Below are 26,454 nucleotides of genomic sequence, written 5' to 3'. Positions count from 1 at the left end.
TGTCAGCAACGGTGGCCCAAGGTGTCGCCTGGGAGCACCGTTGCCGGGAGGTCCACTCATCCGGCAGTCCGGAAACATGCCTGGCTCCCCTTCGGCATTCTCCCCGCGTCGGGACGGTTGCCGTTGGCGGAAACGGGCAGGCCCGGGATCCGGATGTTTGGGCCGCTGAATGAATGGGCCCGCCAAGGCCTTCGGATACGCCGGGAACCGTCCGGGCGGGCTCACCTTCTGGCGGCACCGGGGTTCCCCGCAGGGGCCTCCCGGAATGGCCGGCAGGGGCCGCTGCCGCCCCCTCCGGGTGGCCGTGGGCCGGGAACGGTCCACGGGGCCGTGGTCATCGTCGGGGGCTTCCTGGCTGCCGCGCACTGCACGTCCCGGCGTCCCGCGGGGTCGGCACGATCTCTTCCCCGGGGAAATCCGGCGCTTCCGTGAAGGCGCCTTCGCTGTTCGCGTGAAACCCGGGGTTGCAGGTGCTCACCCAGGGCATGCCCGCATCGGGGGTTCCAAGCCTGCGGGGTCCTCGGCGCACGGCCGGGAACGGGCGAGGCACACTTCAGGGCCGGGGCCCGGGAAAAGCAAGACCCCCGGCGGGAGTGCCCCTCCCTTTCGGGAAGGACACCCCTCACCGGGGGTCTTGGCTGTTTAGTGCTTAGTAGTCGCGACGGCGCGGGCCGCCGGTAGTGCGGGGCTTGCGCGAGGAGCCGCCGAAGCTGCGCTCACCTGCACCTGCGCCTGCACCGGCACCGGCGTTGCCGCGGTATCCACCGCTGCGCTCGCCACCGGCGTTGCGGTCGTAGCCGCGGCCGCCCTCGGAGGAGCCGCCTTCGGTGCGACGGTCGTTGCCACCGCGGTAGCCACCGCCGCCACCGCTGCGTGCGCCACCCTGGTAGCCGCCGCCACCGCCACGGCCTCCGCTGAAGCCGCCGCGTCCGCCGCCACCCTGGTAGCCGCCTTCGCGGTCGGACTTCGGGCTGCGGCCGTTGTCCAGCTCGAGGTGGATCAGTTCGCCACCGATGCGGGTGCGGGACAGCGAGCGGAGCTGCTCCGAGGAGAGGTCGGCCGGCAGTTCCACCAGGGTGTGGTCGGCACGGATGTCGATGCCGCCGATCTGGGCGGAGGTCAGGCCGCCTTCGTTGGCAAGTGCGCCAACGATGGAGCCGGGCATGACGCGCTGGCGACGGCCCACCGCGATGCGGTAGGTGGCGTTGCCTTCGGTCAGGGAGCGGGACGGGCCGCGGGAGTTGAATCCGTCGCGTCCGCCACTGGCCAGGCGTGCCTGCTTGGCCGGGGCCGCCGGCATTTCCTGCATGAGCAGCGGGCGGCCGCCCTGTGCCATGTGGGCCAGCGCCGCGGCGATCTCGACCTCGGTGATGTCCTCGTGCTCGGCCGAGTACTTCTCCACCAGGTTGCGGAAGACCGTCAGGTCCTGCGAGGAGATGGTCTCGCCGATCTGGTCGGCGAACTTGGCCAGGCGCTTGTCGTTGACGGCGTCAACGCTCGGCAGGTGCATGTGCTCCACCGTCTGGCGGGTGGCCTTTTCGATGGCACGCAGCAAGTACTTTTCGCGCGGGGTCATGAAGAGGATCGCGTCGCCCGAGCGGCCGGCACGGCCGGTGCGGCCGATGCGGTGCACGTAGGACTCGGTGTCGTGCGGGATATCGAAGTTGATCACGTGGGAGACGCGCTCCACGTCGAGGCCGCGGGCCGCAACGTCGGTGGCCACCAGGATGTCGATCTTGCCATCGCGCAGGTTCTCGATGGTGCGCTCGCGCTGCTGCTGCGGGATGTCACCGTTGATGGCTGCGGCGGTGAAGCCGCGGGACTTGAGCTTGTCGGCCAGGTCCTCGGTTGCCATCTTGGTGCGCACGAAGGCGATAACGCCTTCGGACTTCTCCGACTCCAGGATGCGGGTCATGGCATCGAGCTTGTGGGCTCCCATGACCTGCACGTAGCGCTGGCGGATGTTGGTGCCGGTCGAGGTGTTCGACTTGACCGAGATTTCCTGCGGGTTGCGCAGGTACTGCTTGGAGATGCGGCGGATCGAGGACGGCATGGTGGCCGAGAACAGCACCACCTGCTTCTCTTCCGGGGTGGCCTCGAGGATCTTGTCGACCTCTTCGGCGAAGCCCATGCGCAGCATTTCGTCGGCCTCATCCAGGACCACGTACTGCAGGTCCGACAGGTCCAGGGAACCCTTGTTGATGTGGTCGATGACGCGGCCCGGGGTGCCGACGACAACCTGGGCGCCGCGGCGCAGGCCTGCAAGCTGCGGGCCGTAGGCGGATCCGCCGTACACGGGAAGGACGGTGAAGTCTCCCATGTGCTTGGCGTAGGAGGTGAAGGCCTCGGCGACCTGGAGCGCGAGCTCGCGGGTCGGGGCAAGGACCAGGACCTGGGTCTTGCGGGCGGTGCCGTTCAGGTCGGCCAGTTCGGCCATCTTCGACAGCGCGGGAAGGGCGAACGCGGCGGTCTTGCCGGTGCCGGTCTGGGCAACGCCCACGACGTCGCGGCCTTCGAGCAGCAGCGGGATGGTGGCTGCCTGGATCGGGGAGGGCTTTTCGTAGCCCAGGTCGGAGACGGCGGCGAGAACGCGGCCGTCGAGGCCCAGATCGGTGAAGAGGATCGAATCTTCTTCGGTCTTGGTTTCGGCGGTGGGCTGGTTTTCGGGCATGTCAGAAGACAAAGGGAATTACCTCATTCATAGGGGCGGATGGACCCCGTATCAACGAGGTTCCGCAGCACAATCGGACTCAATCACTTTGGTCCGGCGACTCCCCTATGAAAGGAACAGCCCGCATCAGATGGCGGGCTCACACACGACAGCTTCTGCCTCAAGAATTGGGCAGAATGCGAGGGAAGCCGGATACAGTGAACACCTAATCTTATCGCCCTTGGCGCAACATGGGGTACTTAATGCCGGTGAGGTTGCGCACACGGGGTGGCAAACCGGACTATGATGTGCCCGTTCGCGGCTTGAATCCGCCTTTTTGCCGGGTCCGGACCTTCCGGGCTACTGCCCCGCGGCATCGGGCAGCGTGCGCAGGACCTTGTCCGGAAGCCGGTGGCCGGTGGCCGCCTGTTCGGCCAGCAGCGCCTGCGCCTGCGCGGGCGTGGGGCCGAAGAAGACATCGCGGATCCGCACCCCGTGCCCGCGACGCGACAGCACCACCACCTCGTCGCCCGCACGGATCTTCCCGGTGCGGATCACCCTCAAGAAGCAGCCGACATCCCCGCGTTCGGTGAACCGTGGCACCCAGTTGTCCTCATCGAGGTGACGGGCAAAGGTGGAGCAGGGGATCCGCGGGCAGGTGACCTCGACGACGACGGAAGCTCCGATCCGCCAGCGCTCCCCCACCACGGCGTCGGAGGTTTCGATGCCGGAGATCCTCAGGTTCTCCCCGAAGAGCCCGGCAACGATTTCGCGCCCCAGTTCCGCACCCCAGCGTTCGGCCTCGGCCGTGGAGTAGGCGTAGATCGCCTGGTCGTAGCCGCCGTGGTGTTCGCGATCCACCTGGGTGTCGGCGTACAGCCCGATCTTGCGCACCTTGACCGGTCCGGCAACGGGCCGCTTGTCGATGGCGGTGATGCCCACCGCGCCGGCGTCGGGCTTCAGCGCGTGCACGATGCACACCGCTTCCAGGTGCCCGCGGGCAATGTCGGCGGATTCGGGGTGGCCGGTGGCGGGGTTGGGGCTCATGGGAAAAATCCTATGCCAGGGACAGGAAGAGCTTTTCCAGCTTGTCCCGGTCCAATTGCGCAGACCCTGGCTCCCGGGCCTCGGCGAGCATGCAGGATTGCAGGCCGCTGGCGATGATGCTGAAGCCGGCCCGGTCCATGGCCTTGGAGGCGGCCGAAAGCTGCGTGATGACCTCGCTGCATTCGCGCCCCTCCTCGATCATCCGGATCACGGCGGCCAGCTGGCCCTGGGCGCGCTTGAGTCGGTTGAGCACCGGTTTCAGTTCCACGGGGTCGAGTTCCATGCCCACAGAATATACGCCCGGGGGTACGGTCCCGGTGCGCGCCGCGGCCGGGGGCCGAATCCGCGCACGGGCATTCATCGGGTAACCTGCGGTGCATGGAGAAGAACCAAAACACCGTCGAGGCAGCATCGTGAAAACCGTGAAGGGCGCGCTGCCGGCCTCGCTGCGCACCGCGCGCTGGTGGTGGGCCGCCGCCTGCGCCTCCGCGCTGGCATTCGCCGCCGGGTTCTTCCTCAACGCCGCCTCGCGCCCGGCCAACGAGGCGCCGGGTTTCTGGGGTGCGGGCATCGCCCTGGTCGGGCTGGGCCTGGTCATCGGGTACTGCACCTTCCAGCTCTGGCTGGGCAAACTGGCCGGGCGGATGTCCCTGACCTGGTGCGGGATCATCGTGGGCATCCCGCTGCTGACCCGCGGGGTGCGCTTGGGCATCTTCGGCGCGCTGCTGCTGGTGGGCGTCGCGCTGCTCTGGAGCCCGGGAACCACCAGGTACTTCGCCCCGCAAAGCAAGGCCGCCCGCGCCAGGCGGCGGGCCGAACGCAGCGCCGGGAAGGCCCGCAACCAGCGCTAGGAAATCGCCGGTGCCCGGACATCGACCCATGTCGGAGTGCGGCAAACCATGGCAGAGTGCACCCATGAACACTTTTGCGATCACCAATGCCCACGTCGTCCCGATCATCGGGGAACCATTCACCGGGACCGTCGTGGTCAGCGGCTCGGTCATCACCGCGTTGGGCCCGCAGGCCAAGGTCCCGGCCGGCGCGCAGGTCCTCGACGCGGACGGCGCGTGGCTGCTGCCCGGCTTCATCGACGCGCACGTGCACCTGGGCATGCACCCGGAGGGCGAGGACGGATCCGGGTCCGACGTGAACGAGATGACGGACCCGAATATGGCCGCGGTGCGTGCCATCGATGCCATCGACCCCTTCGACCCGGGCTTCGACGACGCCCTGGCAGGCGGGGTGACCACCGTGAACGTGAACCCCGGATCGGGCAACCCGATCGGCGGGCAGACCGCCGCGATCCACACGCACGGGCGCTACGTGGATGAGATGGTGCTGCGGGCCCCCAGCGGCATCAAGTCGGCCCTGGGCGAGAATCCCAAGCGCATCTACGGCGCCAAGGACAAGACCCCCTCCACCCGGCTGGGCACCGCATTGGTGATCCGCCAGGGGTTCATCGAGGCGCAGAACTACCTGGCCGCCAACGACCCGGAGAAGCGCGATGCGCGGCTCGAGGCCCTGGGGATGGTGCTGCGCCGGGAGATCCCGTGGCGCCAGCACGCCCACCGCACCGACGACGTGGCCACCGCGCTGCGCCTGGCCGCGGAGTTCGGCTACGAGCTGGTCCTGGACCACGGCACCGAGGCGCACGTGATCGGCGACGTGGTGGCCGCCGCCGGGGTGCCGGTGCTGATCGGCCCGCTGTTCACCACCAAGTCGAAGGTGGAGCTGCGCGGCCGCTCGCTGGCCAACCCGCGCCGGCTGGCCGAGGCCGGGGTGGAGATCTCGATCATCACAGACCATCCGGTGATCCCGATCAACTTCCTCATCCACCAGTGCACCCTGGCGGTGAAGGAGGGCCTGGACCGGGACACCGCGCTGCGCGCCGTGACCATCCACCCGGCGAAGGTGCTGGGGCTGGAGGCGCGCATCGGCTCGCTGGAAGCCGGCAAGGACGCGGACCTGGTGCTCTGGAGCGGGGATCCGCTCGATGTCTTCTCCCGGGCCATGCGCGTGTGGATCGGCGGGGTCCAGGTCATGGAATACGATGCGGCCACCCGCACCCCGGTCGTGGCCTCCCGCAAGGTCGTGCCCGAATAGGCGCCGGCGGGTCCGGAACCCACAAACGCGGGGTGCGTGCCCGCCGGGATCTCCCGGCGGCACGCACCCCGCGAAGGTTGCAGCTGCGCGTGCGCCTACAGCTTGGCGAAGGCCTGCTCGAGATCGGCGATCAGGTCGGCGATGTCCTCGATGCCCACCGAGAGGCGCAGCAGGTTCACCGGCACTGCCAGCTCGGTGCCCTTGACCGAGGCGTGGGTCATCTCCGAGGGGTAGTTCATCAGCGATTCGATGCCGCCCAGGGACTCGGCCAGGGTGAACACGCGGGTGGCCTCGGCCACGATGCGTGCCGCGTCCTCGCCGCCGGCGAACTGCACCGAGACCATGCCGCCGAAACCGCTCATCTGCTTCTTGGCCAGCTCGTGCTCCGGGTGGGACTCCAGGCCCGGGTAGTGCACGGCCTCGACCTCGGGGCGCTGCGCCAGCCAGCTGGCCACGGCCATCGCGTTCTCCGAGTGGGTGCGCATGCGCACGCCCAGGGTCTTGAGCCCGCGCGTGGTCAAGAACGCGTCCATCGGGCCGGAGACCGCGCCGACGGCGAACTGGATGAATCCGATGGCCTCGGCCAGCACCGGGTCCTTGACCACGATGGCGCCGCCGACCACGTCGGAGTGCCCGCCGATGTATTTGGTGGTGGAGTGCACCACCACGTCGGCACCCAGGTCCAGCGGCCGCTGCAGCGCCGGGGAGGCGAAGGTGTTGTCGACCACCAGCAGCGCGCCGGCCTCGTGGGCGATGGCCGCGACGGCGGCGATGTCGGTGATGCGCATCATCGGGTTCGAGGGGGTTTCCACCCAGACCAGGCGGGTCTTGTTGGCCGCGATCGCGGCCTTCAGCGCGGCGTGGTCGGACATGTCCACCGGGGTGTTGCCGATGCCCCAGCCGCCCAGGACCTTGGAAATCAGCCGGTAGGTGCCGCCGTAGGCGTCGTTGCCCAGCACGATGTGGTCCCCGGGTTCTGCCAGCGCGCGGATCAGCGAGTCCTCGGCGGCTAGGCCCGAGGAGAACGAGTAGGCGTGGGTGCCGTTCTCCACGGCGGCGAGCTGTTCCTGCAGGGCGTCGCGGGTGGGGTTGCCGCCGCGGCCGTATTCGTAGCCGGCGCGCAGGTTTCCGATGCCGTCCTGGGCGTAGGTGGAGGAGAAGTGCAGCGGCGGGACCACGGCCCCGGTGCGGGGCTCGAACGCCTGCCCGGCGTGGACGGCGCGGGTGTTGAATCCTTGGGTGTTTTCACTCATGTCTGGGAGCCAACTTTCTTAGTGGGTGAGGTAGGTGAGCAGGTCGTGGCGGGTGAGGACCCCGGCCGCCGCCCCGTCGTCGGTGACCAGCAGGGCGTCATGCGTGGAGAGTTGCTCCTTGGCCCGGTCAATGGTTTCGTGGATGCCGATCAGCGGCAGCGCGGTGGTCACCAGCGGGCCCACCGGGTCGGTCAGCGAGATCTCGTTGCGGAAGAGCCGCTCGGTCAGCGTGCGTTCGTCGATGTAGCCGCGGACCTCGCCCAGGCGCACCGGGGGTTCGGCGGAGAGCACCGGCAGGGCCGAGACCCCGTATTCGCCCATGATGCCGATCGCGTCGCGGACCGACTCGTTGGGGTGGGTGTGGACCAGCGCCGGCAGGCCGGCGGGCTTGGCTGCCAGCAGCGCACCGACGGTGTCCGTGGCGTTGTCGCGCAAAAAGCCGTAGGAGCGCATCCAGGCGTCGTTGAAGATCTTGCCCAGGTAGCCGCGCCCGCCGTCGGGCATGATCACCACGACGACGGCCTCGGCAGGAAGGTCCTTGGCCGCCTGCAGGGCGGCTACCACGGCCATGCCCGAGGAACCGCCGACCAGCAGGCCCTCCTCCTTGGCCAGGCGGCGGGTCATCTCGAACGCGTCCGCGTCACTCACGGCGATGACCTCGTCGGGGACCTTCGGGTCGTAGTTCCCCGGCCACATGTCCTCGCCGACGCCCTCGACGAAGTAGGGCCGGCCGGTGCCCCCGGAGTAGACCGAGCCGTCCGGGTCCACGCCGATGACCTTCACCGGGCCGGAGGCGCGGTCGGCGGAGACGTCCTTGAGGTAGCGGCCGGTGCCGGTGATGGTGCCGCCGGTGCCGGCGCTGATGACCACGTGGGTCAGCGTGCCGTCGGTATCGTTCCAGATTTCCGGGCCGGTGGTTTCGTAGTGGCTTTCCGGGGCTGCGGGGTTGGAGAACTGGTCGGGCTTGTAGGCCCCGGGGATCTCGCGGACCAGGCGGTCCGAGACGCCGTAGTAGGACTCGGGGGAATCGGGGGCGACCGCGGTGGGGGTCACCACGACCTCGGCCCCGTAGGCGCGCAGCACGTCCCGCTTTTCCTCGCCGACCTTGTCGGGGGTCACGAAGATGGTCTTGTAGCCCTTGAGCTGGCCGACCATGGCCAGACCCACCCCGGTGTTGCCGCTGGTGGGTTCCACGATCGTGCCCCCGGGCAGCAGCTGCCCGTCGGCCTCGGCGTTCTCCACCATCTTCAGGGCGATCCGGTCCTTGATGGACCCGCCGGGGTTCAGGTATTCCAGCTTGGCCAAGACCGTGGCCTCGATGCCTGCGGTGACCGAATTTAGCTTGACCAGCGGCGTGTTGCCGATCAGGTCCAGGACTGTGCGCGCATACTTCATGGCGCCACTCTACCGGCGCGCCGTCACATTGAAGACGCCGTTCGTAGTGAATCTTCATGCACCGAAATGCCGTGCCCCGGTGGGAGTATGGAGGTATGCCCGATTCGAGTGCAACAGCCTTGCCGGGGTGCGATGCGCAGGCCTCGTGGAAGCCGCACGGCACCTATTCGCTGCGCCAGTCCCTGGGCATCCTGCAACGCGGTGCCGGCGACCCGACCGCCAAGGTCACGGACTCCGCGGCCTGGTTGTGCTTCCACTCCCCGCGCGGACCGGTGACGCTGCTGGCCGGGCACCCTGCCGGTCGCGGCACCGAGGTTTTCCTCAAGGCCTGGGGCCCGGGCGCGGAGCATGCGGTGGAGCGCGGACTGCACCTGCTTGGCGCCTACGACGACTGGCGCGCCTTCGACGCCCCGGAAACCTCGGCGTTGCTGCACCCGGTGGTGGCCCAAAGCAGGAAGTTCAACCCGGGGCTGCGGTTCCCGTCCACCGGGCGCGTGTTCGACGCCCTGCTGCCGGCCATCCTCGAGCAGAAGGTCACCATCATCGAGGCCCACTTCGCCTGGCGCTACCTGTGCCGGGCGGTTGGCGAGATCCCTCCGGGCCCTGCACCGGCGGACATGCGGTTGCCGCCGTCCCCGGCGGCGGTCCGTGCGTTGCAGCCGTGGCAATGGCACCAGGCGCGCGTGGATTCCAAGAGAGCGGCCACCGCGGTTCGTGCTGCGGCGGCCGCCGCAAGCCTCGAACGCTGGGCGCTGCTGGAGCTGGGGGCCGTGCGGGAAAACGTGATGGGGGAAGGGACCCTGGCCGCCGCGCTGGGATCGATTCCCGGGGTGGGACCGTGGAGCATTGCCGAGGTGCTGCAGCGCACCCATGGCGCACCCGACCATGTGTCGGTGGGCGACTACCATCTGGCGGCATTCGTCGGCCAGGTGCTCACCGGGCGTCGGGTGGATGATGCCGGGATGCTGGAGTTGCTGGCGCCCTTCAGCGGGCACCGCCAGCGCGTGGTGCGACTGATCGGCCTCTCCGGGCAGCGCAAGCAGTCCTTCGGTCCCCGGCTGGCGCCCATGGACCATCGACGCCGCTAGGCCGGTGCGGAAGCTACTTCGCTTCGGCTTCCTGCTGGGCGATCTGTGCGTGGACCTGCTGCATGTCGATGCCCTTGACGGCGACCACGAGGTCGTCCAGCTGCGAGGCATTCATGGCGCCGGGCTGCGAGAAGACCAGCACCTTGTCGCGGAACGCCATCAGCGTGGGGATGGAGGTGATGTTCGCGGCGCGCGCCAAGCCCTGTTCGGCTTCGGTGTCCACCTTGGCGAACTTCACGTCGGTGTATTTCTCGGAGATTGCGTCGTAAACCGGGGCAAATTGGCGGCAAGGTCCGCACCACGCTGCCCAGAAGTCTACGAAGACAATGTCATTTTCTTCCAGCGTCGTCGTGAACTCAGACTCGGTGATATTGATAGTAGCCATGTACCAACGGTACCGCGTGATGCCGTTGGCGCCGCAGTCGGCATCCGATTTTCGGCGTGCATGGTCCCTTCCCACGGCGTCAGGGTGCCGCCCATCAAAACTTATCCACAGATTCGCGACCTTGCCCCCGAGGGCTTTCCCACACCCCTATGCTCGAAGGACTCCTCTTCACCACCCAAGGAGGCAGCCATCGACCGCACCACCACGGAACCCCCGGCTTCGCGGCCGAATCGGGTTCGCCACACAGCCCAGCTCCCCTGCCGGGAGCACCGGTTCGACGGATCACAGGAAGGATGCATCCGCAGTGCCCCCACCGAACGGGAACGCGACCGGATGCCAACAAGAACATGACACGCTGCACATTGTTGCTGGTCACAACGGGAGGGTCCGGACGCAAGGCGCTCTCCGAGGGAATGCTGCTGGCCGAGCGCTACGTCGATGCGCTACCCATGGATTTGGCCATCGTTGAATCCACCCCGTTCGCTGTCGCTCCCGCGTTGCGGATCCAGGAACGGGTGTCTTTTCCCGTTCCGCTCGAAGACATCTCGGCCGCGGCCACGTCCGTTGGCCCGCTGCAGGCCATCTGGAACGGGACTCGGTGGCTCACTCCCGGATCGTGCCCTCCCAAGCCGCTGGAAGACAACGGGGCCACCGAATGGCAGTGGGCGCACTATCACGCGGTGTTGTCGGCCCCACGCGATTCCATCATGTTGCTCTGGGACATCTACGTGGTTCCGATGAGCCAGAAGATGGCCGCCTGAGATCTTGGGCGGCGGGTATCGCCCGCCTGGGGGATGTTGAGTGGGTCACATTCCTGGACGAAGCCCGTCGCCCGACTTCCAATACGGTCCCCACCTGCTGCAACGGGGCCCGGGCACGAAAAAGCCCGTGTTCAAATCCTGGGATTTGAACACGGGCTTTGTTCATTCGGTGGCAGATACTGGATTCGAACCAGTGAAGGCGTTGCCAGCTGATTTACAGTCAGCCCCCTTTGGCCGCTCGGGTAATCTGCCGAATTGTTCCCTTCGGAACGAGTAGAAACTCTACCTGACTTTTTCCCAAGAGTACAAATCGAGGGTTCGGCGGCGCGTCAGCACACGGTTCCTCCGGGCTTTTGGGACGCCCCGGTACTCTTGTAGGCAAAGCACAATCACTACCCAAGGAGGCTCACATGGCGAGCGATTCAACTTTTGATGTTGTCAGCAAGGTCGACAGCCAGGAAGTGTCCAATGCACTGAACCAGGCGCAGAAGGAAATCGTCCAGCGTTACGATTTCAAGGGCATCGGCGCGGAGATCGACTTCAGCGGCGAGAAGATCCTGATGAAGGCAAACTCCGAGGAGCGGGTCAAGGCCGTTCTCGACGTTTTCCAGTCGAAATTGGTCAAGCGCAACATCTCGCTCAAGTCCCTGGACGCGGGCGAGCCGTTCCCCTCGGGCAAGGAATACCGCATCGAGGCGTCCATCGTGGAGGGCATTGCCCAGGACGTGGCGAAAAAGATCAACAAGCTGATTCGCGACGAGGCACCCAAGGGCGTGAAGTCCACCATCCAGGGTGACGAACTGCGCGTCTCCTCCAAGTCCCGCGACGACCTGCAGACCACCATGGCGTTGCTGCGCGGCTTCGATGAAGCGGACCTGCAGTTCGTGAACTTCCGCTAAGCGGACCTTCCGATCCCCGCGGCACTGCCGCACGCAAGGGGAGGACGGGTGGAACCACCGTGGTGGTTCCACCCGTCCTCCCCTTTTGGCATTCCCGACGGGTGCCGGGCCGGGCCTCGGGCCATCAGGCAAACAGGGACTGCCCCAGGAACTGGCCTTGGGCGACTCCCGGAGGGACCGCGAAGAGCCCGGATCCGGTGTGCTTCAGGTACTCCACGAGAGCATCGTTCTTGGCCATGGCGTTTTGCATCGGCACATAGTGCGTGCGCGGGTCAATGACGAAGGCGATGAAGAAAAGCCCGGCGTCCAGCCGGCCCAGGCCGTCGGATCCGTCGGTGTAGTTGAATCCGCGGCGCAGCATCTGCACCCCGCCGTTGGCCGAGGGATGGGCAAGGGCCACGTGTGAATCCACCGGCATGATCGGTCCGCCGCGACCGGGCATGGCGAAATCGGGTTCGGAGAACTCCGTGCCGCCGGACAGCGGCGCCCCCTCGCGCTTGGTCCGTCCGAAGATGGTTTCCTGTTCGCCCAGGGACGTCCGGTCCCAGGTTTCGATGTGCATGCGGATGCGCCGGGCCACCAGGTAGGTGCCCCCGTTCATCCATGCCTCGTTTCCGGTGTTGCCGCCGACCCAGACATGCGTGTCCAGCGTCTTTTGTTCCTCGGCCTTCAGGTTTGCCGTGCCGTCCTTGAACCCGAAGAGGTTCCGCGGGGTCATCTGGCTGGTGGAGGTCGAGGAGGTGCGTCCGAACCCGATCTGGGACCACCTCACCCGGGCCCGGCCAAATCCTATGCGAGCCAGGTTGCGGATGGCGTGGACCGCGACCTGCGGGTCGTCGGCGCAGGCCTGGAGCACGAGGTCTCCCCCGCTGCGGGCCTCCTCCAATGCGTCGCCGGGGAAATGCGGCAGGTCGATGAGCGCGTCGGGGATGCGCCCCTGCAGCCCGAAGCGCGGGCCGCTGGCATCCTCGAAGAGGGTCCTCCCGAAGCCAACGGTGACGCTCAGGTGGCTGGCCGAGAGCCCGATGGCCTCGCCGGTGTCTTCCGGCGGGGCATCGTAGCTGCCGCCGGTCGCGCCGAACTCCCCGACGTCCGTGCCCTGCATCAGGTGCTCGATGGCGGCCGTCCAGTCCTTCAGCAGGGCCACGAGCTCGTCCCGGCTGTCGACCGTGACGTCGAAGGCGGCGATGTGCATGCGGTCCTGCATGGGCGTGGCGATGCCGGCCTGGTGCTGCCCGTGGAACGCAACGACGTCATCGACCTGTGCGCCCCCCGAGGCCTCCGCGCCCAGGGCCGCATGCCCCAGTGCCCCCACGGCGAGTCCGAGACCGCCTGCCCCGGCGGCAACCAGCAGCGAACGGCGGCTCGGCGCGGCCTTGGGCGCGGCCGCGTCCGTCGGGGTCCCCTGGCCCGGGCCCTTGGCGCCGGTATTCTTCCTGCCGAGCATGCTTCCTACTTCACCACGGCGGCGGTCAACTTGGACAGCGGCTCGGCCAGTGCGTCGACCGCGGCGCTCAGTTCCTGCACCTGGGCCTGGTCCAATTCGTCGTAGAACACGAAGCCCTGGCCCTTCTTGTGCCCGTCGAGCAGCTTCTGCAGGGCGTCGAAGTTCCTTTGCAAGGTGGCGTCGAGTTCGGCGTCGGAGTCGGTCAGCAGCGGCTTGAGGTCCTCGTAGGCGATGCGGGCGCCGTCGACGTTGGCCTGGAAGTCCCACAGATCGGTGTGCGACCAGATTTCCTCCTCGCCGGTGACCTTGCCGGTGGCTACCTCGTCGAGCAGTTCCTTGGCGCCGTTGGCGAGCTTGTCCGGGGTGTAGGTCAGCTCGCGGGTGCGTGCGTAGAGTTCCTCGGTGTCGGCGACCATCTTGGTGGCCAGGGCGGATCGTTCGGCGTCGCCCATGGCCTTGTATCCGCTGGCCGGCGGCCAGAGGTCCTTTTCCGCGCGGTGCCAGCCGGTCCATTCCTGTCCCTTTTCCAAGTCGGCTTCGCGGGCGTCGAGGATCGGGTCCAGGTCGCCGAAGGATTCGGCGACCGGCTCGATGCGCTCCCAGTGCATGCGCACGGACGGGTAGAGGTCCTTGGCGGTGGCGGTGTCCCCGTCCGCGAACGCCCGGGCAAAGTCCTTGGTGCCGGTGACCAGCTGCTCGGTCTGGTCCTTGACGTAGGCGGCATACAGCGTGACGGCCTGTTTCTGCTTTTCGGCCCGGTCGGTGCTGACGGTCTGGCCCGCCGGTGCCGCACCCAGGGCAAGCTCGGTCCGGATGCCGTCTCCGACCATGCCCGGCTTGCAGGCGGTGATGTAGTTTCCCTCGGGAGCCACCACGACCAGGTCGCGGCTCAGGCCCGGGCCGATGTTTTCGACTTCTCCGATGATCCGCAGCCCGTCCTGGGCCAAAAGGTAGAACTCGGTGACCTGGGTTCCCTCGTTCTTGACGGTGAACTTGACCGTTCCTCCCGGGGCGCTGGTGGTGGACAGCGTGCAGGTGTCGGCGGTGCTGGTGACCGCGATGGCCCCGTCGCCCGAGGCCTCGGACGTGTTGGTGGTGCAGCCGGTGATGGACAGGGCTGCCACGGACAGTGCCGCCGTGATCTGGAGCGGGCGAGCGGGTTTCATGAAGGTCCTCGTGGTTGGGTGCGAGATGGTGTCAGGCGGAGACCGGCTGCGGGGTTGTTGCCCGCTTGGCTCCATTGTGGGTGTGGATCTTGCGGAAATAAAGGATTGTCACCGGCACGACGTAGGCGACCCAGGCGATGGCCTCGATCCAGGTGGTGGCGGGCGAGAAATTGAAGATGCCCTTGAGCAGGGTGCCAAGGAAGCCCGAGGGGGCGATGAGGTGCGAGACATCGAAGGCGAGGTGGTGCAGGCCCGGGAGGATGCCGGCCTCCTGCAGGTCGTGGATCCCGTAGGCCAGGACGCCGCCGGCGACGACGATCAGCGCGGCCCCGGTCCAGGTGAAGAACTTCGAGAGGTTGATGCGCAGCACGCCGCGGTGCAGCAGCGCACCGAGCCCGACGGCAACCAGGATTCCCAGGGTGGCGCCCAGCAGCGGCTGCCAGGTTTCCCCGGTGGCCCGCGTCGCGGCCCAGAGGAACAGCGCGGTTTCCAGGCCCTCGCGCCCCACGGCCAGGGCAGCGACCAGCACCAGTGCCCAGCCCGAGCCTTCGGCGGCGCCGTCGACCTTCCCGCGCAGGTCGCTGGCCAGCGTCTTGGACGCGCCCGCCATCCAGAAGACCATCCAGGTCACGAATCCGACGGCGAGGATCGACAGTCCGCCGCCGATGGCCTCCTGGGCCTCAAAGGTCAGGCCCCGGGGCCCGAAGGTCAGCAGCGCGCCGAATCCCAGGGAGACGGCGATGGCGACCGCGACGCCGGTGAAGATCCGCGGGATCAGTGCGGTGCGTCCGCTTTTGCGCAGGTAGGCCAACAGGAGGACAACAAGGAGTACCGCTTCGAGGCCTTCGCGCAGGCCGATGAGGAAGTTTCCGGTCATGTCTGGGGCGCCTTCGTGGTTCACCGCCGGTCGCACAAGGGCCTGCGGGTGCAGGCCATCGGCTGGACTTAGGCGTGACTGGGTTCAATAGGCCATACGCCCATCGCCTAATGAGATTACGCCCGGCTTAGTTCCCCCCGCAAGCCGAAATCCGTCCCGCTACGCGCACCGCACACCGCGCCACGGCCGCCCGCGGGCAACAAAATGGTCTTTCACGTGGGCGGATCAGCTCAGGACCGAGGAGATGCAGATTGCCTAAGATTGCGTGAAAAGTCGCGGCACGCCAGAGGCGGCTCCCCGCAGGGAACCGCCTCTGGCTTGCCGGTTCGATTGCGCCCGTCGGGTCAGTAACCCAGGGACCGGCCCGCCATCTTCTCCAGCCGGGCAACGCGGTCGTCCATCGGCGGGTGGGTGGCGAAGAGCTTCTTGGCACCGCCCAGGAAGGGGTTGGCGATCATCAGGTGCGAGGTGTTTACCAGGCGCTGGTCGTCGGCAGGCAGCGGTGCGCGCTGCACCCCGCTCTCGAGCTTGCGCAGGGCCGAGGCCAAGGCCAGCGGGTCGTTGGTCAGCTTGGCCCCGTCCTCGTCCGCGTCGTATTCGCGGGTGCGGCTGATGGCCATCTGGATGACGGTGGAAGCCAGCGGCGCCAGCAGCGACATGGCAATCAGGGCGATGGGGTTGGCATTGCGCCGGTCCCCGCCGCCGAAGAAGAGCATCATCTGCGCCACGGAGGTGATGACGCCGGCCACGGCGGCGGCAACCGAGGAGGTGAGGATGTCGCGGTTGTACACGTGCATGAGTTCGTGGCCCAGCACCCCGCGCAGCTCGCGCTCGTTGAGCAGCTGCAGGATTCCCTCGGTGCAGCAGACCGCGGCGTTTTCCGGGTTGCGCCCGGTGGCGAAGGCATTGGGCGCGTTGGTCGGTGAGACGTAGAGGCGCGGCATCGGCTGCTGGGCTGCCACCGAGAGCTCGTGCACGATCCGGTACATGGCCGGCTGCTCCGCCTCGGTGACCGGGTAGGCCTGCATCGAGCGGATGGCCAGCTTGTCGGAATTCCAGTACCCGTAGGCGGTGGTGGCCACGCCGATGAGTGCGAAGATCCAGATGAAGCTGCTGCTTCCGGTTCCCGACGCCAGCAAGGCACCAATGGCCAGCAGCAGCGCGAACAGGCCGCCGAGCAACCCCGCCGTCTTCAGGCCGTTGTTGTGATTGTGCACTGCGGTTCACTCCTCGTTAGACGTTCCGGACATGCCGGACCGATGCTTGCATCCAGTGTACTTAAACCTACTGTGTGCCGGCTTTGTTCCCGCTGGTGCCCTTCTTTCAGGACCGTGGGTGCCTGGCATCGTAACGCAGGAACCCCGGCTCCCAGCGCATCAAGGCGGCCGCAACCACGATGCACGCGACGCCGCCGGCCAGCAGCGTGGCGCCCTCGCCCAGACCGGTGGCCACGGTCCCGGAGAGCATCTCCCCCAACCGCGGCCCGCCGGCGACCACCACGATGAACACGCCCTGCAGGCGTCCGCGCAGGTGGTCGGGTGTTGCGGTCTGCAAGATGGTGGTGCGGAAGACCGAGGAAATCGCGTCCGCCACCCCGGCCAGCGCCATGGCCGCGGCGGCGGGCCAGAGCCACACGCCGGCCGAGCCGTCGGCCGGGACCGGGGTGCGTGCGGCCAGGATGACCACGACCCCGAACAGGCCGATGCTGGCACCCCACACGCTGACGCAGACGAACACCGCCACCCCCTGGCGGTGGATGCGGCCCACCGGCCCGGAGAACATTCCGGCCAGGAATGCGCCCATGGCGGTTGCCGCGAGCAACAGGCCCATGGTCAGCTCGCCCCCGCCGATCAGCACCGCGCCGATGGCCGGCAGCAGCGCGCGCGGCGCGGCCAGCACCATGGCCGCCAGGTCGATCAGGAACGTCATGCGCACGTTGGGCTGGGAACCCAGGAACCTGAATCCCTCGATGACCGAGCGCAGCCCCGCCTTGGCCGGGGTGCCGGAGGGAGGCAGCGACGGCAGCTTGTAGACGGACCAGACGGCTGCGGCGTAGGTGAGCACGTCGATGGAATAGGTCCAGCCGAAACCGACCTGGGCGACCAGCAGACCGCCGAGCAGCGGGCCGACCATCTGGGCGATGCCAAAGGTGACCATGTTCAGCGAGTTCGCCGCCGGCAGCAGCTTCAGGCCCACGATGGCCGGGATGATGGCCCCGCGGGTGGGCTGGTTGATTCCGCCGGCCGCCGAGTGGATGGCCACCAGCCCGTATAGCACCCAGACGTTGTCCATGCCCAGCCAGGCCTGGGCCGCGATGGCGGCGGTGGCCGCCCACAGCACCAGCGCGGAGCCCAGGGCGACCTTGCGCCGGTCGTGTGCATCGGCGATCGAGCCGCCGTACAGCCCGGTGAGCACCAGCGGCACCAGCGCGAAGGCTCCGAGCAGCCCGACGTGCAGGCTGGAACCGGTGAGTGCGTAGACCTCGAGGCTGACCGCCACCAGGGTGAGTTGGCCGCCGACCGCCGCGAGGGCATTGCCGATCCACAGCCGCCTGAATGCGGGACTTTCGCGCAAGGGGCTGAGGTCAGCCAGGAGTCGTGCCACGAATCGAGTCTAGCCACAGGCGCCACGCCGAAACGACCGCTATCTTGACATATTCAAAATAAGGGGGTGGAATGGATCACATGGACTATTCGGCACAGATGCGGGACCTCGGCCTGCGGGTTACCCGCGGCCGCCTTGCCGTGCTCGAGGTCCTGGACGAACACCCGCACTCCTCGGCGGAGAAGGTTGTCGAAGCGGTCCACCACGAGTTGCCCGACGTTTCCATCCAGTCCGTCTACAACGTGCTTAATGATCTGACGGAGCAGGGCTTGCTGCGCCGCTTCAGTCCCCCGCACTCACCGGCCCTCTATGAGACCCGCGTGAACGACAACCACCACCATGCCATATGCACCAGCTGCGGCCGGATCGAGGATGTGGAATGCGCGGTGGGCCATGCCCCCTGCCTGACCCCCTCGGACAACCACGGCATGGAAATCCAGATTGCTGATGTCCTTTACCAGGGCATCTGTGAAGACTGCAGGAAGACCGGCGCCGCCTAGCTGCGCTCCGGGACTCCGGCAGAAGAGTTACCAACCCACACAGAAGGAGAATCTCTTGAGCGAGAACTTCACCACCACCCAGTCCGGTGCCCCGGTCGCAAGCGACGCACACTCGCTGACCGCCGGTCCGGACGGCATCACCGCCCTCCACGACCGCTACCTGGTCGAAAAGCTGGCCTCGTTCAACCGCGAGCGCGTGCCGGAGCGCAACCCCCACGCCAAGGGCGGCGGCGCCTTCGGCGAGTTCGTTGTCACCGAAGACGTTTCCAAGTACACCCGCGCGGCCGTCTTCCAGCCGGGCGCCAAGTCCGAGACGCTGCTGCGCTTCTCCTCGGTTGCCGGCGAGCAGGGCTCCCCCGACACCTGGCGCGACGTGCGTGGCTTCGCACTTCGCTTCTACACCACCGAGGGCAACTACGACGTCGTGGGCAACAACACCCCGGTGTTCTTCATCCGCGACGGCATCAAGTTCCCGGACTTCATCCACTCGCAGAAGCGCCTGGGCGGCTCCGCCCTGCGTGACGCCGACATGCAGTGGGACTTCTGGACCCTCTCCCCGGAGTCGGCCCACCAGGTCACCTACGTCATGGGCGACCGCGGCCTGCCGACCTCCTGGCGCGAGATGAACGGCTACGGCTCGCACACCTACCAGTGGATCAACGCCGAGGGCGAGCGCTTCTGGGTGCAGTACCACTTCCACTCCCGCCAGGGCGTGCACAACATGTCCAACGAGGAAGCCGAGAAGCTTGCCGGCTCCGACGCGGACTACTACCGCCGCGACCTGTACGAGAACATCGAGGCCGGAAACTTCCCGACCTGGGACGTCTCCGTGCAGATCATGCCGTACGAAGAGGGCAAGACCTACCGCTTCAACCCGTTCGACATCACCAAGGTCTGGCCGCACGCCGACTACCCGTTGATCCCGGTTGGCCACTTCACGCTGAACCGCAATCCGCGCAACTTCTTCGCCGAGATCGAGCAGGCAGCCTTCTCGCCGTCGAACCTGGTCCCGGGCATCGACATCAGCCCCGACAAGATGCTGATGGCCCGCGTGTTCTCCTACCCGGATGCCCAGCGCAACCGCATCGGCACCAACTACAACCAGCTGCCGGTGAACCAGCCGCACGCGTCCAAGGTGACCACCTACATGCACGAAGGCAGCATGCAGTACCACTTCAACGACACCGATGCGCGCGTCTACACCCCGAACTCCTACGGTGGACCGGCAGCCGATCCGACCCGTGCCGCCGAAGGCAGCTGGGAGAACGACGGCGAGTTGGTGCGCGCCGCGCAGACCCTGCGCTCCGAGGACTCCGACTTCGGCCAGGCAGGCACGCTGTACCGCGACGTCTACAGCGCCGAGTCGAAGGAACGCTTCCACGCAACCCTGCTGGGCCAGGCCAACGGCATCACCCGTGATGACATCCGTGAGCGCTTCTTCCAGTACTGGGGCAACGTCGATGCGAACCTCGGTGCGCTCCTGCGCGACGGCTACGCAGCCGGCGTTGTGGGCTCCACCGACGGTGCAGCAGAAATGGCCGGCAAGGCCTAACCCGCCCCTGGCATCCACCAAGTAATACCGGTTCGGCCCGGCTTCCCCCCGGTGGGGAGGCCGGGCCGAGCCGTTTCCAGGTGCCCTCCGGTCCTTGAGGGCACCTGGCCCAGGCGGCATCCACGTTCGCGCGGCGCGGCCCGGGTCGCCCGGAGCACCAACGCGGTCCCGGGCACCGGTGTCCCCTCGACGGAGAACGGGTCCCTGCTCGTTGAAGGGGAGCTGCGCCCTTCCCGCGGTTTCGATGCGTCGGGCTTGGAGCGCGAGCTGATGCTGGAAAGCCGTGGCGTCCCCGGACAGGGCCTGCATCTGGATGTCGAGCCGGTGCCAGTGGACGTACGGGCGCTTCCACGGCTGCCGGGAACCCTCTGGAACCAGGCAAAAACAAGGGCCCATGTTCTCCGCTACTTCGGAAAACACAGGCCCTTGCGCTATACAGTCTAACCGCGGGAAATCTTGACCATGTCCTCGCGCTCCACAACCTTCACGCGGGCACGGTCAACCGGACCGTTTGAGGTCTGTGCCGGGGAGGCCGCGGTACCCAGGGAAATCTCGTGTGCGTCCAGCTTTTTCCAGCCGTCCCAGGTCGTGTACTCAACGCCGCGGGATTCCAGCAGCTTGATGATCTCGTCCTCGCCCGGGTGGCTTGCCACCGGCAGCGAAAGGCGGTCCTCGAGCAGGTTTCCGATGGTCTCGAGGGCATCGCCCTTGGTGTGGCCGATCAGGCCGACGGGGCCGCGCTTGATCCAACCCGTGGCGTAGAGACCCGGAACGTGGGTGCCGGCGGCGTCAAGCACACGCCCACCCTCGTTGGGAATGACACCGCGGCGTTCGTCGAATTCGAGCTCCGCCAGTTCCGAGCCGAGGTAGCCAATGGCGCGGTAGACGGCCTGGACCGGGTAGTCGATGAACTCGCCGGTGCCGCGCACGTTGCCGGTGCCGTCGAGTTCCTGGCGCTCGAACTTGATGCCGGCAACCTTGCCGTCCTCGCCCATGATCTCGACGGGGTTGTGCAGGAAGTGCAGGTGCAGGCGGCGCGAGGCGCCGGTGTCCTGCTCCTCGACGATCCAGTTGGTCAGCGTGTTGACCATCGTCTTGACCTGGTTGTTGGACTTGATCAGGGCGTCGGAGGCCTCGTCGAACTCGAAGTCCTCGGGATAGAGCACGATGTCCACATCGCGGCTGTGGGACAGCTCGCGCAGTTCCAGCGGGGTGAACTTCACCTGCGCCGGACCGCGGCGGCCGAAGATGTGCACGTCCGTGACGGGCGAGGCCTTCAGGCCCTCGAAGACGTTGTCGGGGATTTCGGTGACGAGGAGGTCCTCGGCATGCTTGGAGAGCACGCGGGCCACGTCCAGGGCCACGTTGCCGTTGCCCAGCACCGCGATCTGCTTGGCCTCCAGCGGCCAGGTGCGCGGCACATCCGGTTGGCCGTCGTACCAGGAGACGAAGTCGGCCGCGCCGAAGGATCCCTCAAGCTCGATTCCCGGGATGTCCATGCGGGCGTCCTTGATGGCGCCGGTGGCAAAAATGACCGCGTCGTACATGTCGCGGATGTCGCGCAGCGTCAGGTCCCGGCCGTAGGTCACATTGCCCAGGAAGCGGATGTCGCCGCGGTCAAGCACCTTGTGCAGGGCATTGACGATGCCCTTGATGCGCGGATGGTCCGGGGCGACGCCGTAGCGGATCAAACCGTAGGGGGCCGGGTAGGCGTCGAGCAGGTCGATGCTGACCTCGAACTCGCGCTCCGCCTTGGTGAGGATGTCGGCAGCATAGACTCCCGCCGGACCTGCCCCGATAATGGCGACACGGAGCGGGCGTACTGCTGAATCGGACACGAGGGGGGTTCCTTCCGGAGAATGATCACTGGACCGCGCAAATAGCGCACACCCAACTAGTCTAATTGGCGCCGGTGGCCGAACGTGAACCATTGTGGGGATGCTCACGCCCTGGGCGGTCAGCCCCGGCTTGCGGTGGGCAATCAGCACGTTCCGACACTGCCGCCGGGCCTCCGGCGGGCGCGGGCCCGCGATAGGCTCACCTGGAAGGGGCAAACCATGCCCCAACACGACGCCAGACACCCATGCTACCCGTGAGCATCGTGAACCGGCGCCCGACCGCCCCAAGACCTGCGCGAATCCCCGACGGGATCGCGCGCCCGGAATGGAAACGATGCACGCCCTGTTGAGTCGATCATGACCCAAACCCCGTCCACGGCCACGACCACCGCCACGGCCGGCGCTGGCGGGCCAGCCGCCGAACGCACGGCGGGCCTGATCCAGGGCTTGGGTGCGTACGGCCTGTGGGGACTGCTGCCGCTGTACTTCCTGACCATCGCGCTGGCCTCCCCCTGGGAGATCGTTGCCAGCCGCATCGTTTGGTCGCTGGTTTTCTGCGCGATCCTGTTGAGCGTGACCAGGAACTGGGGCCGGTTCCTCACGCTGGGCCGTGACCGCCGGGCCATGGTTCGCCTGTCGGTGGCCTCGGTGCTCATCGCGGTGAACTGGTTGACCTACACCTATGCGGTGCTCAACGGGCACGCGGCGGAGGCGGCGCTGGGATACTTCATCAACCCGCTGGTCTCCATTGCCCTGGGCGTGATCTTCCTGAAGGAAAAACTGCGCAAGCTGCAGTGGGTGGCCATCGGGTTCGGGCTGGCAGCGGTCATCACGCTCACCTTTGCCTACGGCAACGTCCCCTACATCGCGCTGATCCTGGCATTTTCCTTCGGCTTCTACGGCTTTGTGAAGAACCGCGTGGGCCGCACCGCCACGGCGCTGACGTCCCTGAGCATGGAAACGGCGATCCTCGCCCTCCCCGCCCTGGGGTTCCTAATCTGGTTGGTTGCCTCGAACAACGACACCGTTCTTTCCGCCGGGCCGGCACACTTCTGGCTGCTGGCCGCCAGCGGAATCATCACCGCCGTCCCGTTGCTGCTCTTCGGGGCCGCGGCACGACGCCTGCCGCTGACGACGCTGGGGACCTTGCAGTTCCTGGCCCCGATCCTGCAGTTCATCGTGGCCCTGGTGGTCTTTAATGAACCCATGCCGGTGGAGCGGCTGATTGGTTTTGCACTGGTCTGGGTCGCGGTGGCCATGCTGTGCATCGACATGGCCCGACTGCCGCGCAGGCTCACCCCGACACGGGTTTCCTAGCCGGCTTCCGCACCCGGGATTTCGGCGTGGCCGTCGTGGCGGATCCGGGGCACCCGGATACGGGACCAGGGAAAGGGACCGATCCGGTTGTCCAGTGCCCTGGACGACCGGATCGGTCCATTTCGTGGTGTGGCGCCAGCCCCTGGGCTAGGCGTTGGCGCGGATCGCACCCTCGAGGACCTCGAAGGCCTCGGCCAGCAGCTCGTCGCCGATGACCAGCGGCGGCAGCAGGCGGATGACGTTGCCGTAGGTGCCGCAGGTGAGGATCAGCACTCCGGCGGCCAGGCAGTCGGCGGCGATCTTCTTGGTGATCTCCGCATCCGGCTCGGTGCCCCCGGCCTTGACCAGCTCGATGGCGACCATGGCGCCGCGGCCGCGGATGTCACCGATGACCGACACCTCGGAAGCGATCTTGCGCATGCGGGTGAAGAACTGCTCTTCGATCTCGCGGGCGCGCGCCGCAAGGTCGTGCTCTTCCATGTACTTGATGGTTTCCAGTGCTGCGGCGACGGCAACCGGGTTGCCGCCGTAGGTGCCGCCCAGCCCGCCGGGGTGGACCGAGTCGAGCAGTTCGGCGCGTCCCACGATGCCCGACAGCGGCATGCCGCCGGCAATGCCCTTGGCCACGGTGATGATGTCCGGGACGATCCCTTCGAGGTCGGAGGCGAACCAGGCACCGGCGCGGCAGAAGCCGGCCTGCACCTCGTCGGCGACGAAGACGATGCCCTGCTCCTTGGCCCACTCGGCAATGCGGCCCAGGAAGCCCTCGGCCGGGACGATGAAGCCGCCCTCGCCCTGGATCGGCTCGATGATGATGGCTGCGATCTGGTCGCCGCCGATCTGTTTCTCCATGGCCAGGATGGCGCGCTCGGCGGCTTCCTTGCCCGAGATGTTCGGGTTTTCCTCGCGGTACGGGTAGCTCATCGGCATGCGGTAGATTTCCGGTGCCAGCGGGCCGAAGCCGCGCTTGTATGGGGCCGCCTTGGCGGTCAGGCCCATGGTGAGGTTGGTGCGGCCGTGGTAGGCGTGGTCGAAGGCGACAACCGCCTGGCGGCCGGTGGCCACGCGGGCAACCTTGATGGCGTTCTCCACGGCCTCGGAACCGGAGTTGAAGAAGACGGCCTTCTTGGCGTGGGTGCCCGGGGTGATTTCGGCAAGCTTCTCGGCCAGCTCGACGTATCCCTCGTACGGTGTGACCATGAAACAGGTGTGGGTGAAGCTGGCGGCCTGGGCCGCGACCGCTGCGGCGACCTTCTCATTTGAGGCACCCACGGACGTCACGGCGATGCCTGAGCCCAGGTCGATGATCGAGTTGCCGTCGACATCGACGATGATGCCGCCGTCGGCATCCGCGACGTACACCGGCAGGGCGGAGGCCACGCCGGCGGCGACGGCGTTGGTGCGGCGTGCCGCCAGCGCCACCGACTTCGGTCCGGGGAATGCGCCGTTGATCTGTCGTTTTTGTTCAATGCGGTAGGTGATGGCCATGAACGTTCAGTCCTTTCCCGGGCCGGGTTCCCCTGGTTGCGCCGTGCGGCGGCAATGGCGACGAAGGCGCGCGGGGAGACCCGGTGATGTGGTGGTGTTCTCTACCTCGAAGCCTATGTTGTGGCGTTCGGCGCCCGCCAGTGAATTTGGCACAGTTCCGTTCCCGCGGCGCAGTGCAGTTGCACAGCGCAGCACCGGCCCCGATACGGGCGCGGGCCCGTGCCCCGGGGTCTGTTCCCGGGGCACGGGCCCGCGTGCGGTGCGGCTTGTCGGAACTAGAGTTCCGGCGCGATGTCTTCGGGCAGGTTGCCCTCGTCCTCGGGGTGCCGGGACAGGTTGACCAGGGAGAGCGCGAGCCCGCCCCAAATGGTCAGCAGGGCGATGACCAACATGGTGATGGCGATGGGTGTCATGGTGTTGTTTCCTCATTTTCACGTGCGGCAATCGCCGCGTATTCGGGGTCGTCGACCTTGGACTTCCGGCTCCAGGGCACGAGCGTCAGGATGACCGCGACGATGACGAGGGCTCCGGCCATGCCCCACCCGTAAATGGCCAGGAACTCCACCGGGTAGCCCTCGTAGGGCTCGGTGATCTTGGTGACAAACTCGTTGTAGAGCATGTAGGCCAAGGCCAGCGGTGCGACGACTCCGACCAGTACCATCCAGGTGCGACGCATCTTGATCGAGGAGGACCGGTTGAGGTGCACCGAAAGCGTCGGGAGCTTGCGGAACACCCAGGAGATCAGCACCACGGCCACCAACGCGCCGGCGAGGATGCCGAAGCTGTTGACGAAGGCGTCGAAGGTGTCCAGCAGGTACAGTCCGGTCACCGTCGGGAAGAGCACGGTGGAGATCACCGCGACCGGAACACACACGGCAAGTGCCGAGGCGATGCGGCTCCAGCCCAACTTGTCTTGCACGGCCGCCACGATGACCTCCAGGATGGAGATCAGCGAGGTCATGCCGGCGAAGACCAGCGAGCCGAAGAAGAGCACGCCCATCAACGCACCGAACGGGGCCTCCGAGACGATGGTCGGGAAGGCGATGAACGCCAACCCGACGCCGGCCGTGGCCACCTCGTCGATGGCGCTGCCGGCGGCCTGGGCCATGAAGCCCAGCGCCGCGAAAACGCCAATGCCGGCAAGGATCTCGAACCCCGAGTTGGCGAACGCGACGACCATGCCGGAGCCCGTGAGGTCGGTCTTGCGCTTGAGGTACGAGGAGTAGGTGATCATGATGCCGAAGGCCACCGAGAGGGAGAAGAAGATGTGGCCGTAGGCGGCGGCCCACACGCCCGGGTCGCCCAGGGCTTCCCAGTTCGGAGTGAAGAAGGCGTTCAGTCCGTCAATTGCGCCGGGCAGGAACAGTGACTGCACCACGAGCAGCACGAACATGACCACCAGCAGCGGGAGGAAGATGCCGTTGGCCCGCGAAATGCCCTTGCGCACGCCCGCAACCATGATCACGATGGTCACGATCCAGACCACCAGCAGCGGCCAGAAGATACCCGGAACATACTCGAGCTTCACCCCCGGGACGTCGGCGACTTTCAGGAAGTCCCCCATCAGGAAGCCGGCCGCGTCGTCCCCCCAGGCCTTGGTGACCGAGAACCAGGTGTACATGGCAGCCCATGCGATGATCACCGCGTAATAGATGGCGATGATGAAGCACACCAGCACCTGCCACCAGCCCAGGACCTCCGCACCGCGGTGCAGGCGCCTGTAGGCCAGCGGCGCCGAACCGCGGAACTTGTGTCCGATGGCGTAGTCAAGAAAGAGCAGCGGAATGCCGGCGCTCAGAAGCGCCGCCAAATACGGGATCAGGAAGGCGCCGCCGCCGTTGTCATAGGCGATGTACGGGAAGCGCCAGATGTTCCCCAGGCCGACGGCGGAGCCGATGGCCGAGAGAATGAAGAGTTTGCGAGTTGAGAAAGTCTCTCGACTTGCCGAAGCGGGTTTTACGCCCGAGGCTGAAGATGGAGTGGTCATGCTGCAACGTTACCCAAATTGTGTGGCTCTTTGTGAAGTGAATCCCATAAACGGCAGCTTTCGGCCATCGTCGTAGTACGAATGCACAAAGGTACTC

23 protein-coding genes and 1 tRNA gene are annotated in these 26,454 nt (G+C 67.0%); 8 read left to right on the top strand and 16 right to left on the bottom strand.

Features of this window, described 5'->3' with window-relative positions:
- Positions 1-649 precede the first annotated feature (649 nt).
- The 3 genes from J2T21_RS18075 to J2T21_RS18065 all read right to left on the bottom strand — a co-directional run bounded on the left by J2T21_RS18075 (position 650) and on the right by J2T21_RS18065 (position 3,980).
- Positions 650-2,671, bottom strand: coding sequence for a DEAD/DEAH box helicase (locus J2T21_RS18075; RefSeq protein ID WP_307583339.1), 2,022 nt, complete (start codon positions 2,669-2,671; stop codon positions 650-652).
- A gap of 339 nt (positions 2,672-3,010) precedes the next feature.
- The gene (locus J2T21_RS18070; protein ID WP_307583337.1) at positions 3,011-3,697 is read right to left on the bottom strand and encodes an MOSC domain-containing protein; all 687 of its coding nucleotides are present in this window, start codon (positions 3,695-3,697) and stop codon (positions 3,011-3,013) included.
- 10 nt (positions 3,698-3,707) lie between these two features.
- Positions 3,708-3,980, bottom strand: coding sequence for a metal-sensitive transcriptional regulator (locus J2T21_RS18065; protein WP_071212887.1), 273 nt, complete (start codon positions 3,978-3,980; stop codon positions 3,708-3,710).
- Between the two features lie 130 nt (positions 3,981-4,110).
- On the opposite strand from J2T21_RS18065, the gene J2T21_RS18060 reads away from it, so the two are divergent.
- Together J2T21_RS18060 and J2T21_RS18055 are read left to right on the top strand one after the other, a co-directional pair.
- Positions 4,111-4,548, top strand: coding sequence for a hypothetical protein (locus J2T21_RS18060; protein WP_307583335.1), 438 nt, complete (start codon positions 4,111-4,113; stop codon positions 4,546-4,548).
- A gap of 64 nt (positions 4,549-4,612) precedes the next feature.
- The gene (locus J2T21_RS18055) at positions 4,613-5,800 is read left to right on the top strand and encodes an amidohydrolase (protein ID WP_307583334.1); all 1,188 of its coding nucleotides are present in this window, start codon (positions 4,613-4,615) and stop codon (positions 5,798-5,800) included.
- Positions 5,801-5,895: 95 nt separating this feature from the next.
- Here J2T21_RS18055 and J2T21_RS18050 read toward each other — a convergent pair whose 3' ends face one another.
- Entirely contained in the window at positions 5,896-7,053 is a 1,158-nt protein-coding gene (locus tag J2T21_RS18050; protein ID WP_307583332.1) for a cystathionine gamma-synthase, read from the bottom strand.
- An 18-nt stretch (positions 7,054-7,071) separates the two neighbouring features.
- A complete protein-coding gene (locus J2T21_RS18045; protein ID WP_307583330.1) occupies positions 7,072-8,448 on the bottom strand; it encodes a cystathionine beta-synthase in 1,377 nt (458 codons plus the stop codon).
- A 95-nt stretch (positions 8,449-8,543) separates the two neighbouring features.
- On the opposite strand from J2T21_RS18045, the gene J2T21_RS18040 reads away from it, so the two are divergent.
- Positions 8,544-9,536 (top strand): DNA-3-methyladenine glycosylase family protein, encoded by a 993-nt coding sequence (locus tag J2T21_RS18040; RefSeq protein WP_307583328.1) that lies wholly within the window; start codon positions 8,544-8,546, stop codon positions 9,534-9,536.
- Between the two features lie 13 nt (positions 9,537-9,549).
- Here J2T21_RS18040 and trxA read toward each other — a convergent pair whose 3' ends face one another.
- Entirely contained in the window at positions 9,550-9,921 is a 372-nt protein-coding gene (gene trxA, locus J2T21_RS18035) for a thioredoxin (protein ID WP_071213229.1), read from the bottom strand.
- 347 nt (positions 9,922-10,268) lie between these two features.
- Here trxA and J2T21_RS18030 point away from each other — a divergent pair, with 347 nt between their 5' ends.
- Entirely contained in the window at positions 10,269-10,682 is a 414-nt protein-coding gene (locus J2T21_RS18030; protein ID WP_307583326.1) for a hypothetical protein, read from the top strand.
- A 170-nt stretch (positions 10,683-10,852) separates the two neighbouring features.
- Here the strand turns inward: J2T21_RS18030 and J2T21_RS18025 are convergent.
- Positions 10,853-10,934 (bottom strand) — tRNA-Tyr (locus J2T21_RS18025).
- A gap of 158 nt (positions 10,935-11,092) precedes the next feature.
- On the opposite strand from J2T21_RS18025, the gene J2T21_RS18020 reads away from it, so the two are divergent.
- Positions 11,093-11,581 (top strand): YajQ family cyclic di-GMP-binding protein, encoded by a 489-nt coding sequence (locus tag J2T21_RS18020; RefSeq protein ID WP_307583324.1) that lies wholly within the window; start codon positions 11,093-11,095, stop codon positions 11,579-11,581.
- A gap of 124 nt (positions 11,582-11,705) precedes the next feature.
- On the opposite strand, the gene efeB is transcribed toward J2T21_RS18020, so the two are convergent.
- From efeB to J2T21_RS17995, 5 genes are all read right to left on the bottom strand, one after another.
- Positions 11,706-13,028 carry an iron uptake transporter deferrochelatase/peroxidase subunit gene (gene efeB / locus J2T21_RS18015; RefSeq protein ID WP_307583322.1) on the bottom strand — a complete coding sequence of 441 codons (1,323 nt, stop codon included), beginning with the start codon at positions 13,026-13,028 and terminating at the stop codon, positions 11,706-11,708.
- 5 nt (positions 13,029-13,033) lie between these two features.
- Positions 13,034-14,194 (bottom strand): iron uptake system protein EfeO, encoded by a 1,161-nt coding sequence (gene efeO / locus J2T21_RS18010; protein ID WP_307583320.1) that lies wholly within the window; start codon positions 14,192-14,194, stop codon positions 13,034-13,036.
- 31 nt (positions 14,195-14,225) lie between these two features.
- Complete coding sequence (efeU, locus tag J2T21_RS18005) at positions 14,226-15,071, bottom strand: iron uptake transporter permease EfeU (protein WP_307583318.1); 846 nt, start codon at positions 15,069-15,071, stop codon at positions 14,226-14,228.
- Positions 15,072-15,415: 344 nt separating this feature from the next.
- Entirely contained in the window at positions 15,416-16,288 is an 873-nt protein-coding gene (gene htpX, locus J2T21_RS18000) for a zinc metalloprotease HtpX (protein WP_307583316.1), read from the bottom strand.
- Between the two features lie 106 nt (positions 16,289-16,394).
- Positions 16,395-17,675: an MFS transporter gene (locus tag J2T21_RS17995; protein WP_307583314.1), complete on the bottom strand. Its 1,281-nt coding sequence runs from the start codon at positions 17,673-17,675 to the stop codon at positions 16,395-16,397.
- A 71-nt stretch (positions 17,676-17,746) separates the two neighbouring features.
- Here J2T21_RS17995 and J2T21_RS17990 point away from each other — a divergent pair, with 71 nt between their 5' ends.
- Together J2T21_RS17990 and J2T21_RS17985 are read left to right on the top strand one after the other, a co-directional pair.
- Positions 17,747-18,175 (top strand): Fur family transcriptional regulator, encoded by a 429-nt coding sequence (locus J2T21_RS17990; protein WP_307583312.1) that lies wholly within the window; start codon positions 17,747-17,749, stop codon positions 18,173-18,175.
- Between the two features lie 55 nt (positions 18,176-18,230).
- The gene (locus tag J2T21_RS17985) at positions 18,231-19,727 is read left to right on the top strand and encodes a catalase (protein ID WP_307583310.1); all 1,497 of its coding nucleotides are present in this window, start codon (positions 18,231-18,233) and stop codon (positions 19,725-19,727) included.
- 440 nt (positions 19,728-20,167) lie between these two features.
- On the opposite strand, the gene J2T21_RS17980 is transcribed toward J2T21_RS17985, so the two are convergent.
- Positions 20,168-21,565 carry an FAD-dependent oxidoreductase gene (locus J2T21_RS17980; RefSeq protein ID WP_307583308.1) on the bottom strand — a complete coding sequence of 466 codons (1,398 nt, stop codon included), beginning with the start codon at positions 21,563-21,565 and terminating at the stop codon, positions 20,168-20,170.
- Positions 21,566-21,922: 357 nt separating this feature from the next.
- On the opposite strand from J2T21_RS17980, the gene rarD reads away from it, so the two are divergent.
- Positions 21,923-22,882, top strand: a complete 960-nt coding sequence (rarD, locus tag J2T21_RS17975; RefSeq protein WP_307583306.1) for an EamA family transporter RarD — start codon at positions 21,923-21,925, stop codon at positions 22,880-22,882.
- 147 nt (positions 22,883-23,029) lie between these two features.
- On the opposite strand, the gene gabT is transcribed toward rarD, so the two are convergent.
- The 3 genes from gabT to J2T21_RS17960 form a co-directional block, all read right to left on the bottom strand.
- Positions 23,030-24,370, bottom strand: coding sequence for a 4-aminobutyrate--2-oxoglutarate transaminase (gene gabT / locus J2T21_RS17970; RefSeq protein ID WP_307583305.1), 1,341 nt, complete (start codon positions 24,368-24,370; stop codon positions 23,030-23,032).
- Between the two features lie 275 nt (positions 24,371-24,645).
- Positions 24,646-24,783: a methionine/alanine import family NSS transporter small subunit gene (locus J2T21_RS17965; protein ID WP_307583303.1), complete on the bottom strand. Its 138-nt coding sequence runs from the start codon at positions 24,781-24,783 to the stop codon at positions 24,646-24,648.
- A complete protein-coding gene (locus J2T21_RS17960) occupies positions 24,780-26,357 on the bottom strand; it encodes a sodium-dependent transporter (RefSeq protein ID WP_307583301.1) in 1,578 nt (525 codons plus the stop codon). The genes J2T21_RS17965 and J2T21_RS17960 overlap by 4 nt, the downstream gene beginning before the upstream one ends.
- Between the last annotated feature and the right edge of the window lie 97 nt (positions 26,358-26,454).

The organism is Paeniglutamicibacter psychrophenolicus, assembly GCF_030812255.1.
Classification (GTDB): Bacteria; Actinomycetota; Actinomycetes; order Actinomycetales; family Micrococcaceae; genus Paeniglutamicibacter; species Paeniglutamicibacter psychrophenolicus_A.
This window is presented reverse-complemented; position numbering and strand designations above follow the sequence as displayed.

Coding starts and splice junctions, on each gene's coding strand:
- J2T21_RS18075 (WP_307583339.1), bottom strand. CDS start 2,671: ATGCCCGAAAACCAGCCCACCGCCGAAACCAAGACCGAAGAAGATTCG.
- J2T21_RS18070 (WP_307583337.1), bottom strand. CDS start 3,697: ATGAGCCCCAACCCCGCCACCGGCCACCCCGAATCCGCCGACATTGCC.
- J2T21_RS18065 (WP_071212887.1), bottom strand. CDS start 3,980: ATGGAACTCGACCCCGTGGAACTGAAACCGGTGCTCAACCGACTCAAG.
- J2T21_RS18055 (WP_307583334.1), top strand. CDS start 4,613: ATGAACACTTTTGCGATCACCAATGCCCACGTCGTCCCGATCATCGGG.
- J2T21_RS18050 (WP_307583332.1), bottom strand. CDS start 7,053: ATGAGTGAAAACACCCAAGGATTCAACACCCGCGCCGTCCACGCCGGG.
- J2T21_RS18045 (WP_307583330.1), bottom strand. CDS start 8,448: ATGAAGTATGCGCGCACAGTCCTGGACCTGATCGGCAACACGCCGCTG.
- J2T21_RS18040 (WP_307583328.1), top strand. CDS start 8,544: ATGCCCGATTCGAGTGCAACAGCCTTGCCGGGGTGCGATGCGCAGGCC.
- trxA (WP_071213229.1), bottom strand. CDS start 9,921: ATGGCTACTATCAATATCACCGAGTCTGAGTTCACGACGACGCTGGAA.
- J2T21_RS18030 (WP_307583326.1), top strand. CDS start 10,269: ATGACACGCTGCACATTGTTGCTGGTCACAACGGGAGGGTCCGGACGC.
- J2T21_RS18020 (WP_307583324.1), top strand. CDS start 11,093: ATGGCGAGCGATTCAACTTTTGATGTTGTCAGCAAGGTCGACAGCCAG.
- efeB (WP_307583322.1), bottom strand. CDS start 13,028: ATGCTCGGCAGGAAGAATACCGGCGCCAAGGGCCCGGGCCAGGGGACC.
- efeO (WP_307583320.1), bottom strand. CDS start 14,194: ATGAAACCCGCTCGCCCGCTCCAGATCACGGCGGCACTGTCCGTGGCA.
- efeU (WP_307583318.1), bottom strand. CDS start 15,071: ATGACCGGAAACTTCCTCATCGGCCTGCGCGAAGGCCTCGAAGCGGTA.
- J2T21_RS17990 (WP_307583312.1), top strand. CDS start 17,747: ATGGATCACATGGACTATTCGGCACAGATGCGGGACCTCGGCCTGCGG.
- rarD (WP_307583306.1), top strand. CDS start 21,923: ATGACCCAAACCCCGTCCACGGCCACGACCACCGCCACGGCCGGCGCT.
- gabT (WP_307583305.1), bottom strand. CDS start 24,370: ATGGCCATCACCTACCGCATTGAACAAAAACGACAGATCAACGGCGCA.
- J2T21_RS17965 (WP_307583303.1), bottom strand. CDS start 24,783: ATGACACCCATCGCCATCACCATGTTGGTCATCGCCCTGCTGACCATT.
- J2T21_RS17960 (WP_307583301.1), bottom strand. CDS start 26,357: ATGACCACTCCATCTTCAGCCTCGGGCGTAAAACCCGCTTCGGCAAGT.